The sequence below is a fragment of the uncultured Ellagibacter sp. genome (assembly GCF_934643285.1).
Taxonomy (GTDB): Bacteria; Actinomycetota; Coriobacteriia; order Coriobacteriales; family Eggerthellaceae; genus Ellagibacter.
Genome location: NZ_CAKUBT010000006.1, coordinates 1 through 13,974, shown reverse-complemented (window position 1 = coordinate 13,974; position 13,974 = coordinate 1). Strand labels below are relative to the sequence as shown.

The following is a 13,974-nucleotide window of genomic DNA, read 5'->3' as shown; positions in this document are numbered from 1 at the left end:
GACCGAAATGATTGATTCCAACATGGTGCGCGGGGAAAACGGCGCGCAGGTTTTTGGCGACTCGACTGCGTCCGCGGCCGATGGGCGTTTCGCGGTTCCGCTGGGCGAAGCGACACCTGCCGCTTCGCCTTCCTCAAGCGGGGGCGCGCCCGTCACCTTCTACATCGTTCGCCATGGGCAAACGGAATACAACTTGAAACACCTGGTCCAGGGCTGGTGCGATGCTCCTTTGACAGAGGCGGGCGTTCGCGATGCGCGCGCTTGCGGACGCGGTCTTGCCCGTGCGGGCGTCGAATTCGCGGCGGCCTATTCGAGCGATTTGGGGCGTGCTGTGCAGACGATGGGCGAGTTGCTCTCGGCGCGCAGCGAGGTGGCGCCTGAGCTGGCCCTTCCTTCTCGCATGTCGGATTCTCGCATTCGCGAATGGTGCTACGGCGACTTGGAGGCGCGCCCCGGCACGCTCATGCGCGATGTGCTCAACGAGGGATTTGGACGCGACATGCCCTTCGAGGAGCTCAATGTCCGCCTCCCGGAAACGGCGGGCGCCATCAAGCGCTGGGACGCTTCCGGTAAAGCGGAGGGTTGGGAACAAATCAAGGCGCGGCTCGGCGATTTCTATTGCGATGTGGCGCGCAAGGTGGCGCTCTCGGGCGGCGGCAACGTGCTCGTGGTGACGCACTCGTTCGTCATCCGCTCGACCATGTACCTGCTCGATCCCGCGCGCGTGAACGACCCCGTGAAGATCGAGAATGCAAGCGTCACGAAAGTGACCTGCGACGATGGTCTTGCCTGCGATGCGGGTGCGTTCCCTGGCGCCCTTTTCGCGCTCGGCGAGACGGGCTCGACAAGCTTTTTGGATTCGCATCTCTAAAGGCATCGGCCGGAACGGGCTATCCGACAGGCTCACCTCGGTTGTTCCGCCCGCTCTGGCGCGACCCTGTCCACGTTCGCGTAATTGCCGTGTTCATTCCAGTTGCTCAGCGCGCTCTAGCGGACATCCCGCATCCCCCCGTTTTTCATCGATGGCATGTTCCGATTTCCTAGACCTCCTATTGAAATTGTAGGAATGAAGCGCGATAATAGCCACCTGTTCAGTAGGAATAAGGCGTTGAAGGAGTATGCAATGTCATTCGAGGTGGGGGCGGCGGTTGCTGTCGTTTTAATCGTCTTCGCCGCATTACTTGCGGTGTTGAAATTCATGAAGAACAAGGGGCTGTCGTTCACGGTCCGCGTGTTCTCGGCGCTCGGCATGGGCATCGTGCTGGGCGTTGCCATCCAGCTGGCCTTGGGCCGCGGGTCCGATGCCGCGAAGTGCGCGCTCGACTGGATGTCGCTTGTGGGCACGGGTTACATCAGCCTGCTCAAGATGCTCGTGATGCCGCTCATCTTCGTGGCGATCGTCGGCGCGTTCACGCGAACGGAGGCGACGGAGAATCTGGGCAAGATCGGCATCTCGGTGCTCGCGGTGCTTTTGGGCACGGTCGCCATCGCCGCCGTGTTCGGCTGGGCCACCATCGCCTTCTCGGGTCTGGCCGGCGCCGACTTCACGCAGGGCACGGTCGATGCGTCGAAGATGGACGCGTTGCAGACGCGCTCCGACAAGGTGGCCGACACCACGATCCCGCAGACCATCCTGTCGTTCATCCCGACGAACGTCTTCTCCGACTTGGCCGGCACCCGCTCGACGTCGACTATCGCTGTGGTCATCTTCTCGGCTATCGTGGGCATGGCTTACTTGAAGTTGCGCGATCGCGACTCTGAGCAAGCCGATCTCTTTCGCCGCATCATCGATAGCCTCTACGGCATCGTGATGTGCATCGTGAAGATGGTCATCGGGCTCACCCCCTATGGCGTCATGGCGCTCATCGCGAACGTCATGGCCACGAGCGATTTCGCGGCAATCGTCGATCTGGGCAAGTTCATCATCTTCTCGTATGTCGCGATCATCGCGATGTTCGTCGTGCATCTGATCATCCTCGCGGCGAATCGTGTGAACCCCGTCACGTACCTGAAGAAGGCGTTCCCCGTGCTGTCCTTCGCGTTCGTGTCGCGCACGAGCGCGGGTGCTCTGCCCATGAACATCGAGACGCAGTCGAAGGCGCTCGGCGTTGACGAGGCGACGGCGAACTTCGCGGCGAGCTTCGGGATGTCCATCGGGCAGAATGGCTGCGCGGGCATCTACCCGGCTATGATGGCGACGCTCATCGCGCCGACCGTCGGCATCAACGTGTTCGACCCGATGTGGGTGGTCATGCTGATCGCCATCATCGTGATCAGCTCGTTCGGCGTGGCAGGCGTTGGCGGCGGCGCCACGTTCGCGAGCCTTATCGTGCTCGGCACCATGGGGCTGCCGATCGAGATCGTGGGCCTCATGGCGTCGGTTGAGCCGCTCATCGACATGGGCCGCACCGCGCTCAACGTGAGCGACTCCATGGTCGCGGGCGTCACGTCGGCGAACGTGAACAAGACGCTTGATCGCGAGATGTTTGCGAACCCCGAGGCGCGCATCAGCGGGGCTGCTGCTGAGGAATAGAGCTTTCTGGAAAACGTGCGTGAGCTATCAAGCGCGGATGTGGGCCTGCAAGGCTTGCGTCCGCGCTTTTTCATGCGAGCCGTGCGCGGGGAGAAGCCGCGGCGCGGATTTCGGCTGGAGGGCGTTCTTTTCTTCCCGAGTTTGCTACAGCTGCAGCCTCTCGTTTGCTTGAGCGATGACCTCGCTCACCTGGTCGGGGTGTGCGCTTGCGAACAGGGGGAAGGGAACAGGAGGCGCGGGCGCGTCTTCGAAAGGGGCGATTTCGCGCACGTACCAGGAGACGTCGTGCCATGCGCCGCAGGTGAAACCCGCGTGCGGCTGCACTCCCATGAGCGCGAACCCGAACGCGCGGTGCAAGCGCTCGCTTGCGGGGTTGGGGGAGGTCACCACGCCGTAGACCGCCTTTATGCCCGTAAGGCGCAGAAGCTCGATGAGCGTGGCGTACAGGCTACTTCCCGCGCCACGGCCCTGCGCGGTGGGTGCAAGGTAGACGGAAAGCTCGGCGTTCCACTGGAAGGCGATGCGTTCGCGCAGCTCATGGGCATAGGCGAACCCGACGATGCGTCCGCCTTCCTCGGCGACGAGGCAGGGGTACTTCTCGCAGATGCGCACGATGCGCTCGCGGTATGCCTCGCGTGAGGGAGCTTCTTCCTCGAAGGTCACGGGCGTGTCGACAAAGGGGGCGTACACCGCGCGGATGCCGTCCGCATCGTTGGCCGAGGCAAGATGGACGTGCATCTGCGAGCTCGCCGGCGTGCGGTCGGCTGTGGAAGTCTGGAAGTTTGCGGGCGCGTTGCGAAATACGCGCATCTGCGAGTTCGCCGGCGCGCATCCCGGCAGAGGCGCCATCGCGCCTGCGGAGGCATTATCGCCCGTAGCCTCCGCGAGCGTACTCTCGTTCGCGGCGGCAGAATCGCACAAGGACGCATCGCGCATAAAAAGGGCTCCTTCCCGAGCAATCGGATAGGAGCCCATGGTAGCACGCATCTGTTTCGGCGGCTTTTCGAGTCGACGAATCCCCCTCTATGTTGGCTTCGGTTGTCCTACGTGGGGGCCTGTTGCTTCCAGCGGTTATCGCGCCCGCCCCTTTCGGGCCGCTCCTCGCGTTTCGCGTTGTGGATTTTCCCCATGGTGGGCGGTCCTTGCGCTATACTCTCTTCCACATGCGATGACGAAGACAGCGCACGTATGGCGAAGCTTCCAGAGATGGGGCTCATCGGCTGAAAGGCCCCAAGCGATGCGGCGTGCGATTCCCTTCCGAGCAGCGCGCTTGAACGCGGACGTGGGGTCAACCTGCGAGACGAACGAAGTAGGGTGCGACGGTTTGCCTCCGTCATCAGGCGAAACGAGTGGATGCCTCTCGGGCGGCGCAGCATGTCGCGTTGCCGGGGGAAGGTGTCAACCAGGGTGGTACCGCGAGGGCTTGTCTCTCGTCCTTGGAAGTGAAGGCGAACGCGAATGCGCGCGTCTTCCAGGGCGAGATGGCAAGCCCTTTTTTATTGGCGGAGCGCCCTTTGGGCCAGGTGGGGCGCTCGATACGAGAGGTGAAGGTGATTATGGCGATCACGGACGAGCTCGCGCAACTGCGTGAGCAAACCCTTGCGCGCATCGCGGAAGCCGACACGTCGGCGGCGCTCGAGAGCGTGCGCGTGGCGGTGCTCGGCAAGGCGGGCACGCTTACGGGCTACCTGCGCGGCATGGGCAAGGTCGCGAAGGAGGAGCGCGCCGTTGTCGGCAAGACGGTCAACGAGGTGCGCAACGTGGTGGAAGAAGCGCTCGAAGCGCGCAAGAAGAAGCTCGCGGCAGCCGAGATGGAAGCTGCGATCGACGCAAGCGCCGTCGACGTCACGCTCCCCGGCCGCGCGCAGCAGATGGGCACGCGCCATCTGATCAACGCGATCACCGACGAGGTGTCGGAGATCTTCCTCGGCCTGGGCTACACCGTCGTCCACGGCCCCGAGGTCGAGACCGACTACTACAACTTCGAGGCGCTGAACGCCCCGAAGGACCATCCGTCCCGCTCGATGCAGGACACGTTCTACGTGCGCGACCTCTCGGGCGAGGCGTCGTCTGTTCGCGGTGAGTCCGACGTGCTCCTGCGCACGCAGACCTCCGGCGTGCAGGTGCACGTGATGGAGGACCAAAAGCCGCCGATCTACATCATTGCGCCTGGCAAGGTGTACCGCCGCGATGTGGCCGACCCCTCGCATCTTCCGCAGTTCACCCAGATCGAGGGCCTAGTTATCGACAAGGGCATCTCGTTCGGCGACCTTAAGGGCACGCTCGACTACTTCTGCAAGCAGATGTTCGGTCCCGACCGCAAGACCCGCTTCCGCGCGCACTACTTCCCGTTCACCGAGCCCTCCGCCGAGGCCGACGTCTCCTGCGGCGTGTGCGGCGGCACGGGGCATCTGCATGACGGCGAGCGTTGCCGCATGTGCAAGGGCACGGGTTGGCTGGAAATCCTCGGTTGCGGCATGGTAGACCCGAACGTACTCACCATGTCGGGAATCGACCCGGAGGAATACTCCGGCTTCGCGTTCGGCGTCGGCGTCGAGCGCGTGGCATGCTTGAAGTACAACGTGCCCGACCTGCGCATGCTCCTCGAAGGCGACATGCGCTTCCTGCGCCAGTTCTAGCCGAACGGCGAAGGATATCCTGCCTCGAGCTCGGCGGGCATGCGCCACGCGCAGTTCCGCACGAGCCGAACAGCCCAGTGGGCTGTTCGCGCGAGTCAGGACTGTTTGAGCATGGCGTATGTCCGCCGAGCTCAAATTGCGGAAGTGAACATTCAAGAAAGAGAGAGTCATGAAAGTATCGCTGAAATGGCTTAACGAATACGTGGAGGTGCCGACCGACACCAAGGCGCTCTGCGACAAGCTCGATCTCACGGGCACGGGCGTCGAAGGCGTCGAGGTGCTCGGCGCCACGTTCGACGGCGTGGTCGTGGGCTACGTCGAGACCTGCGAGCCGCATCCCGATTCCGACCATATGCACGTGGTCACGGTGAACACGGGCGCGGGCGAGCCCGTGCAGATCGTGTGCGGTGCGCCGAACATCAAGGCGGGAATCAAGCTTCCCGTCGCGACCGTGGGGGCTGTGCTCCCCGGCGACTTCAAGATCAAGAAGTCGAAGCTGCGCGGTGTTGCGAGCGCCGGCATGTGCTGCTCGCGGCGTGAGCTGGGGCTCGGCTCCGACCATGAGGGCATCTGGATCCTCCCCGACGACGCCCCGGTGGGCACTCCCATCGCCGACTACTTGAAGCTGACCGACACGGTGCTCGACCTGGAAATCACGCCGAACCGCCCCGACAGCCTTTCGATTGTGGGGCTCGCGCGCGAGATGGGCGCGATGTATCGCCGCGATTGGAAAAACCCGCTTGACGAGATGGCCGCGAAGCTTGAGCTTGTCGACGACGGCACCGACGACGTCGACGTGACCATCGAGGACGCCGTGCGCTGCCCGCGCTATTCCGCCCGCGTCATCCGCGGCGTGAAGGTGGGCCCGTCGCCTGACTGGATGGTCGAGCGCCTCGCTGCCATCGGCCAGCGCTCCATCAACAACATCGTCGACGTGACGAACTACATCCTGTTCCTGTTCGGCCAGCCGCTGCACGCCTTCGACCTGAATAAGCTGAAAGGCGCAGACGGGCGCGCCCATGTGGTGATCCGCGAGGCCGCAGACGGCGCGAAGTTCACCACGCTCGACGAGGTGGAGCGCACGCTCACTTCCGACATGACCGTCATCGCCACGCCCGAGCTCGGCCCCGTGGCGCTCGCGGGCGTCATGGGCGGCCTCGATACCGAGGTCACCGAGGAAACCACCGATATCCTCCTTGAGACGGCGACCTTCGAGCCGGGCCGCACCTCGCGCACCTCGCGCAACCTGGGCCTCATCTCCGAGAGCTCCATGCGCTACGAGCGCGGCGTGGACGACCACGGCATCGAGGAGCGCTCTGCTGCCGCGGCGGCGCTCATCGTGGAAGTCGCCGGCGGTCAGGTGTCTGGTTCCATCGGCAGCGGTACGGGCATCGTGGACGAGTGGCCGAACGTCTCCGAAGAGGCTCACCTCACCTTCCGCATCCCGCGCTTCAACGCGATGATGGGCGCCGACATCTCCCGCGACTTCATCGTGGAGATCCTCGGCCGTCTGGGCTGCAAGGTGGAAGACGGCGCAGACGCCGACACGCTCGCGGTCACGTCGCCGACGTTCCGCCCCGACCTGCCGCGCGAGATCGACCTTTACGAGGAGGTTCTGCGCCTCTACGGCATGGACCAGATCGAGGCCACGCTCCCCGGCGGTCGCGGCCGTTTCGGCACGGTGAGCCACGAGCAGCACGTGAAGAACAAGGTCAACGACACGCTGCGCGCCTGCGGCATGAATGAGACGATGACCTACTCGTTCGCTGAGCCGAGCGAGATCGAGCGTCTGCGCCTGCCGCTCGAGGGCTTGGGTCAGGCGGTCGAGCTTCTGAACCCGATGAACGCCGAACAATCGGTCATGCGCCAGAGCATCATCCCCGGCCTTCTGCGTTCCATCGCCCACAACCAGAACCGCGGCGTGAAGAACATCCAGCTCTACGAGATGGGCCGCGTGTTCTTCGCCCATGAGGGCAAGAAAAAGCCCAAGGAGCGCGAGAAGCTCGCCGGCGTTTTGGCCGGTGCCGTGCGCGACGCCGGATGGAACGAGGCGCCTGCTCCCTACGACTTCTTCGACGGCAAGGGCGTGCTCGAGAACCTCGCGCGCGAGCTTGCGCTTCCCAAGGTGCGCTTCAAGGCGCTCGCCGCCGACGAGGCGCCGCAGCTGCAGCCCGGCCGCGCTGCCGAGATGCTCTCGGGCGGCACGTCGCTTGGCTGGGTGGGCGAGCTCCATCCGCTCGCCGTGGCGGCCTACGACGCAGCGGCCCCCGTCGTCGCCTTCGAGCTCGACCTCGAGGCGCTCGAGCGCGCGGCGCGTCCGGCGCGCGACTACGTCGACGTGCCCACGTTCCCCGCGGTGTCGATGGACATCGCGTTCGTCGTCGACGAGGACGTGACCCACGAGCGCCTTGTCCAGTGCATGACGTCCGCCGGCGGAAAGCTGCTCGAAGACGTGCGCCTGTTCGACGTCTACCGCGACGAGAAGCGTCTCGGCGCCGGCAAGAAGTCGATGGCGTATGCGCTCACCTACCGCGCCGCCGACCGCACGCTCACGAGCGACGAGGCGGAGAAGGCCCACGAGCGCATGGTGAAGAAGGTGTGCTCGGCGACGGGCGCCGAGGTTCGCGGGTAGAAGCTCTCTCGCCAAAAAGGAAGAGCCGAGGATGTGGCGGCATCCTCGGCTCTTCGTGTTTCAGACCTCCTGCAGTATAGGACGTCATCTAGTAATGGTCAAGCACTAAATCTCAAACGTGAGCCCGTCGCAGGCGGCTTCGACGCGACCTTCGTACTGCTTGAGGAACTCCTCGAGCAGTACGAGCGTGATCGGCTCGTCGTAGTGCATGCACAGGTGCGTGAGATAGATCTTGCCCGCGTTGAGCGACAGTCCCTCCTCGATGCATTCCTGCACGCTGTGGTGCGCGGCGGGGGACCAATTGTTCTTCCAGAACGTCGCGTCCATCGCGAGGATGTCGATATCTTGCAGTCGCTCATAGGTTTCGGGTGGCAGCTTTCCGGTGTCGGAGGCGTAGAACATGCGCGTGTCGCCCGTCTCGATGAGATATCCATATGTGCCCGCGGCGTGGGTGCAGGGGAGTGCCGTGTACTTCACGCCGTCGAACTCGACGGTGCCCATCGGTGCAATCTCGCGCATGTCGAGCGCGTAGGTCATGTAGTGGAACTCCTGCGCGATGCCCGCGAGCGTCTCGGCGCTGCCGTAGACGGGAAGCGCCTCTTTCTGCTTGAGCTGCACGAGGTACTCAAGTTCCAAAAGCCCTCCCACGTGGTCGGAGTGGCAGTGGGTGTAGAGCACCTCGTCAATGCGCCGCACGTTCTCGCGAATGCATTGATGGCGCAGGTCGGGGGGCGTATCAATGAAAAGCGTCTTCTCGCCTTTGATCATAGTCCCGCAATCTCCGCGCCTCGCGCGCGGATTCGCTCGCGCCTCCTCGCACGCGGGGCAGTCGCAGAAAAACGAGGGCACGCCGCAGCCTGCTCCCGTGCCCATAAAGGTGAACGTGTGGTTTTTCATAGAAGTCTCTTTTCTCCCTACGCCATACGCCGCCGATTATACCCCGCTCGCCATGCAAAGCTGCCCCTTTCGGGGAAGGAGGTATCGCGGCAATCCATAGGCAATAGCTATAATCCCTAACGAAGATTCGGTCGAATAGTCGTTCGCGTCAAGCCATGGGGCTAAACCTGTGTTTTTTCGCGTTCGGTGTCGCGAAATCGGCGAGTGGTGGCATACAGGGAGGCTCATCCCTGGCTCATACTGCGGGGTTTATCCGTCGGGGGAATTCAGACTGGCGGGGCGATGTTTGCAGAGGGTCTCTTCCGTACACTACCGCTGTCAACGCGTCGGGGCGTGCCGTGCGCTTTCGGACAATGCGCAGGTCGCAAAACCCGACGAACCGAATAGTAGGTGTCTGTAGGACGAGAAGAAGAGGGGAAGGTAGATGGCTGATAAGGTCAGCATTTACGACGAGAACGGCGAACTCGCCGAAGGCGTCGAGCGCATCAGAACGCAGTGCTATTTCTGCCATGCCAACTGCGGTGTCCTTGCCTATGTCAAGGACGGCGACGTAATCAAGATCGAAGGCGATCCCGATTACAACAACCAGGGTGGTCTGTGCTGCCGCGGAACGAGCGCGCTTTTGCACGTCAACCACCCCGCCCGCATCAACCACGCGCTCAAGCGCGCTGGCGAGAAGGGCGAGAACAAGTGGGAGCAGATCCCGTACGATCAGGCAATCAAAGAGGTCGCCGAGCGACTCAACCAGATCAAGGCCGAGTCGGGCGCCGAGGCGGTTGCTTCCGCCGGCGGCACGACCCGCACTGATGACTGGGCGCGTCGTCGCTTCCTGAACCAGTTCGGCACGCCGAACGGTTTCCACAACGCACTTCTGTGCTGGATCCCGACGTTCATGGCCGAGACGGTCGTCGCCGGCTGGTCTCCGTTCGAGACCGACCTGGGCGCTGCTCGCTGCCTCATTCTTTGGGGCATGAACCCGGGCGCATCTTCGCTGCCCTCCATGCACGGCTACACCGACCTTCAGCTCGCGGGCATGAAGATCATCTACGTCGACCCGCGCTTCTCCGAAACCGCCTGCAAGGCAGACCTGTGGCTGCCGCTGCGACCGGGTTCGGACACCGCGCTCTCGCTCGCGATGCTCAACGTCATCATCAACGAGTTCCTCTACGACTTCGAGTTCGTCGACCAGTGGTGCGACGGCTTCGAGGAGCTGCGTGAGCACATGGCTCCGTACACGCCGGAATGGGCTGCCCCCATCACCTGGCTCGACCCGGAGGACATCCGCAAGGCTGCTCGCATGTACGCGACCACCAAGCCCGGCTGCATCCAGTGGGGCTGCTCTTGGGACCAGTTCGGACCTGCGTCCGCGACCGGCTCTCAGGCCCGTCAGCTCATGCGCGCCATCACCGGCAACCTCGAGGTTCCCGGCGGCGACGGCATGCCCGGCCCTGCCCTCAACTTCATCACCGACGAAGAGCTCGAGCTCAACGAGCTGCTTCCCGAGGAGCAGAAGGCGAAGCAGATCGGCTCTGACAAGTTCAAGCTGACCTCTTGGCCCGGCTACACGCTCATCTCCAACAACGCCAAGCGCACCTGGGGCAAGACGCTTCCCGCAGAGTGGTTCTGCGAGGCTCACGGCCCGAGCGTGTTCAAGGCGATCCTCACCGGCGAGCCCTACCAGATTCGCGCTCTCATCTGCAACGCGACCAACCCGGTGAACTCCTACGGCGACTCCAAGATGACGCTCGCCGCCCTGAAGAAGGTCGAATTCCTGGTCACCGTCGATTACTGGATGACCCCGGCAGCGCTCTTCTCCGACTACGTGTTCCCGGCCGCCGGCGCTCTCGAGCGTCCGACGATCGTCACGCACTACGGCGCAACCGACTCCGTCATGGGCGGCCGCCGCGCCATCCAGCCGAAGTTCGACCGTCACACCGACATGTCCTTCTGGCGCATGCTCGGCCTGGCCTGCGGTCAGGATCCCGCGAACTGGCCGTGGGAGACGGAAGAGGAAGTCTACTCCTACATCATCGCTCCGCTGGGTCTTCCCTGCACCGACTGGAACGACTTCGTCAACAACATCCGCATGTACTATCCGCCGCTGCACCAGAACAAGTACGTCACGCGCGGTGGCTTCTGGACGCCGACCGGCAAGATCGAGTGCAACTCCACGATCCTGCGCGAGCTGGGCTATCCTGGCATGCCGACCTACCTGCCCTGCGCTGAGAACGACATCGACAATCCGGAACTCGCCGAAGAGTACCCGATCGTGCTCACCACGGGCGGCGGCTTCATGCCGTATCACCACTCCGAGCACTTCCAGATGGCGGGCATGCGCTATATCTACCCGGATCCGTACTTCTCGATCAACCCCGAGCTCGCTGAGAAGCTCGGCATCGAGTACGGTGACTGGTGCTGGATCGAGACCCAGCGCGGCCGCATCAAGATGCGCGCGAACGTCGAGCCCGAGGTCGATCCCCGCGTTGTGTTCGTGCCGCGCGGCTGGTGGTTCCCCGAGCGCGACACCAACATCGACCTGGACAACCCGTTCGGTTGCCTCGAGTCCAACACCAACGTCCTCACCTCTGTCGACGAGTGGGACTGCGACCCGATGGGCGGCTCCTGGGCGAACCGCGGCCTGATGTGCAAGGTTTACAAGTGCACCGAGGCCGACCACGAGTGGAACGCCAAGGACAAGACCTGGTCTATTCCTGGTTGCGCGAAGACGCCGGGCATCTCCACCGATCCCGAGGATCTCAAGCACCGCGTGCTTCGCTGGGAGAAGATTCCCTTCGAGGCTCCGGCCTGCACGAAGGAAGTCCCCGAAGGCTTTAGCTGGCAGTGGCAAAACGATGCGCTCTATCAGGATTCCACCCAGTTCCGTCTGGACGATTCCGGTTGGCTCATCGACCCGAAGACCAACGAGTACGTCGACGCTCACACCGGCTGGTACTACGTTGCCGCTGAGAACTGCCTCATGGACAAGGCCACCGGTAAGAAGTACACGATGGAGCGCCAGGAGATCGCTGAGCTCGCAGGCATTCGTCTGTACCCGGGCCAGGATGCTCCCTACGCCGTACCCGAGCAGCTCACCTGGGATAGCGAGAAGGGTTACGCTCGCCTCGGCGACAAGCCCTACATCTACAACCCCGAAAGCGGTTGGCTGATCGACCCCGCGACCAACGTCTACCATGACGCCTACTATGGCTGGGCTTACGACCCCACCACCAACGGCCTCATCGACGAGGAAACGGGCAAGCGTTACACGATGAGCTACGAAGCCATCGAGGAATAATCAGGCTATCGAGTAGGAAAGGATAGATAATGACTCGTTATGCTATGGTCATCGACCAGCGTCGTTGCATCGGCTGTCACTCCTGCACGGTTGCCTGCCGTACGTGGAACGACCTGCCGCTCGATATCATCTACAACCCCGTGGTGACCGAGGGCGCTCAGGGCAAATGGCCCCACGTCCATCGCACCTACACCCCGACGCTGTGCATGCACTGCGCCAACCCCGAGTGCGTCCCCTGCTGCCCGACCGGCGCGTCCCAGCAGGACGACGACGGCGTCGTGTGGATCGACTCCAAGAAGTGCATGGCCTGCAAGGTGTGCGTCAATGCCTGCCCCTACGGCATGCGCGACGCCTCGGTGCTCGGCCCGCGCCTGCATCGCTTCGTGCGCAAGTGCACCTTCTGCAAGGACCGTCGTGCGGAAGAGCCCGGCTCGATGCCGTACTGCGTGCAGACGTGCCACCAGAAGGCCCGTATCTTCGGCGACCTGGACGATCCCAACAGCGAAGTGTCGAAGCTCGTCAACTCGCTCCATACTGAGCGCCTGTTCACCGAGCACGGCACGGAGCCTCAGGTCTACTACATTCCGGATTTGGGAGGTCAGCGATAATGAAGCATCATTATTGGGAAGCGCCGATTGTCATCTACCTGTTCTTGGGTGGCCTCGGCGGCGGCATCATGTGCCTCACGGCTATCATGAGCCTCATCGTCAACCCTGGCACGGGCTCGCTCTTCTTCGTGCCGATGTTCTTCGCGCTCGCTGCGCTCGCTATCGGCTGCTTCTTCCTCGTGTTCGAGCTCGGTCAGCCGCTTGTGTTCTGGCGAGTGTGGACAACGGCGACGGCAATCATCAAATGGGGCGCAACGCTCCTGGTCATTGCCATGTTCGGCGATATCTTCTGGCTGCTCGGCTATCTGGACGTGCTGCCGCTTGATTGGGGCTTCCTGGGCGCCATCGCCTCCGTGTTCGGCGGCGGTACCCCGGTGTTCGCCACGATCGCCGGTATCGCCGGTTTCGGCATCATGGTGTACACGGGCGTCATGCTCTCGACCCTGAAGGCCCACTCCTTCTGGGCGACCCCGGCACTGCCCGTGCTGTTCACCATCTCGGCCCTGTCCACCGCTTGCGCCGCTATCGCGCTGTCGCTGGGCATCTTCGCTGAGCCGACCGTGGCCCTGCTTGCAGCCACCGAGGAGATTCACGAGATCATCCATGTCGTCGACATCATCCTGGTCTGCGCGGAGATCACCGTTCTGCTCATCATGATCCTCTCCTTCCTGGGCGCCGGCAACGTCACCCAGAAGGCAGTTGCCCGTCGCTGGGTCGTCGGCAAGACCGCCCCGCTGTTCTGGCTCGGCATGATCGCTTGCGGTCTGGTCATCCCGTTCCTCCTGTACGTCTTCGGCGCCGACTCCGCGGCTTCCACCGTGGTTGCCCCCGTCCTCGTGCTCTGCGGCGGCCTGCTGCTCCGTTACCTCTGCGTGTACTCTGACGAGCGCGCCGAGATTCCGGGCGAGAACCGCTACTGCAGCCGCACGGCCGACCCCCATGCGGAGTTCGTCGAGCATTGGACCTACGGCGAGAACATGTACTAAGTTCTCGCTTGCCTCCCAGGTTGAATAGCCTGGACGCTTGATCGAGCATGTTGCGAACCCGACCTTGCACGAGGTCGGGTTCGCCTTGTATCAAGAGCAGTTTTCCTGCATGAGGGCGAAGCGGTTGGGGCGCGTTCGCATTGATGACGGAAAACTCTGCGTGCAAGGCAGAGGTTGGAGAGGAGACGCCATGGGGCCTTATGCGTTCGATGATGCTTTGACGGGAAGCTCGATCACGTGTGATTACCCGGGGTTGCAGGCGCTTATGGTCGAGCAGTCGGGGGAATCGAGCGCATGCGCATCGCTGTTCTTTCCCGGGTGTTCGCTTATCAATTACGGCTTGCCGCTTGTGCAGTCGGTGTACGACCTGCTGAAATCAGCAGG

The 13,974-nt window shown here is 63.1% G+C and carries 10 protein-coding genes; 8 read left to right on the top strand and 2 right to left on the bottom strand.

Going from position 1 to position 13,974, the window contains the following annotated elements; translation table 11 throughout:
- Positions 1–7: 7 nt before the first annotated feature.
- Both Q0I65_RS04605 and Q0I65_RS04600 read left to right on the top strand, forming a co-directional pair.
- Complete coding sequence (locus Q0I65_RS04605) at positions 8–871, top strand: histidine phosphatase family protein (RefSeq protein ID WP_296060453.1); 864 nt, start codon at positions 8–10, stop codon at positions 869–871.
- Positions 872–1,123: 252 nt separating this feature from the next.
- Positions 1,124–2,533, top strand: coding sequence for a cation:dicarboxylase symporter family transporter (locus Q0I65_RS04600; protein ID WP_296060452.1), 1,410 nt, complete (start codon positions 1,124–1,126; stop codon positions 2,531–2,533).
- A gap of 144 nt (positions 2,534–2,677) precedes the next feature.
- Here the strand turns inward: Q0I65_RS04600 and Q0I65_RS04595 are convergent, their stop codons facing one another.
- Positions 2,678–3,469 carry a GNAT family N-acetyltransferase gene (locus Q0I65_RS04595; protein WP_296060448.1) on the bottom strand — a complete coding sequence of 264 codons (792 nt, stop codon included), beginning with the start codon at positions 3,467–3,469 and terminating at the stop codon, positions 2,678–2,680.
- Positions 3,470–4,089: 620 nt separating this feature from the next.
- On the opposite strand from Q0I65_RS04595, the gene pheS reads away from it, so the two are divergent.
- A complete protein-coding gene (gene pheS, locus Q0I65_RS04590; RefSeq protein ID WP_276996131.1) occupies positions 4,090–5,172 on the top strand; it encodes a phenylalanine--tRNA ligase subunit alpha in 1,083 nt (360 codons plus the stop codon).
- 169 nt (positions 5,173–5,341) lie between these two features.
- The gene (pheT, locus tag Q0I65_RS04585; RefSeq protein ID WP_296060441.1) at positions 5,342–7,804 is read left to right on the top strand and encodes a phenylalanine--tRNA ligase subunit beta; all 2,463 of its coding nucleotides are present in this window, start codon (positions 5,342–5,344) and stop codon (positions 7,802–7,804) included.
- Between the two features lie 105 nt (positions 7,805–7,909).
- On the opposite strand, the gene Q0I65_RS04580 is transcribed toward pheT, so the two are convergent.
- On the bottom strand, positions 7,910–8,701 hold the full coding sequence (locus tag Q0I65_RS04580; RefSeq protein WP_296060439.1) for an MBL fold metallo-hydrolase: 792 nt from the start codon (positions 8,699–8,701) through the stop codon (positions 7,910–7,912).
- A 424-nt stretch (positions 8,702–9,125) separates the two neighbouring features.
- Here Q0I65_RS04580 and Q0I65_RS04575 point away from each other — a divergent pair, with 424 nt between their 5' ends.
- From Q0I65_RS04575 to Q0I65_RS04560, 4 genes are all read left to right on the top strand, one after another.
- Entirely contained in the window at positions 9,126–11,996 is a 2,871-nt protein-coding gene (locus tag Q0I65_RS04575) for a molybdopterin-dependent oxidoreductase (protein WP_296060436.1), read from the top strand.
- Positions 11,997–12,025: 29 nt separating this feature from the next.
- Complete coding sequence (locus tag Q0I65_RS04570) at positions 12,026–12,604, top strand: 4Fe-4S dicluster domain-containing protein (protein ID WP_296060434.1); 579 nt, start codon at positions 12,026–12,028, stop codon at positions 12,602–12,604.
- Positions 12,604–13,590: an NrfD/PsrC family molybdoenzyme membrane anchor subunit gene (gene nrfD / locus Q0I65_RS04565; protein ID WP_296060432.1), complete on the top strand. Its 987-nt coding sequence runs from the start codon at positions 12,604–12,606 to the stop codon at positions 13,588–13,590. The genes Q0I65_RS04570 and nrfD overlap by 1 nt, the downstream gene beginning before the upstream one ends.
- A gap of 190 nt (positions 13,591–13,780) precedes the next feature.
- Positions 13,781–13,974: hypothetical protein (locus tag Q0I65_RS04560; RefSeq protein WP_296060427.1), on the top strand; the 194-nt coding region annotated here is incomplete at its 3' end.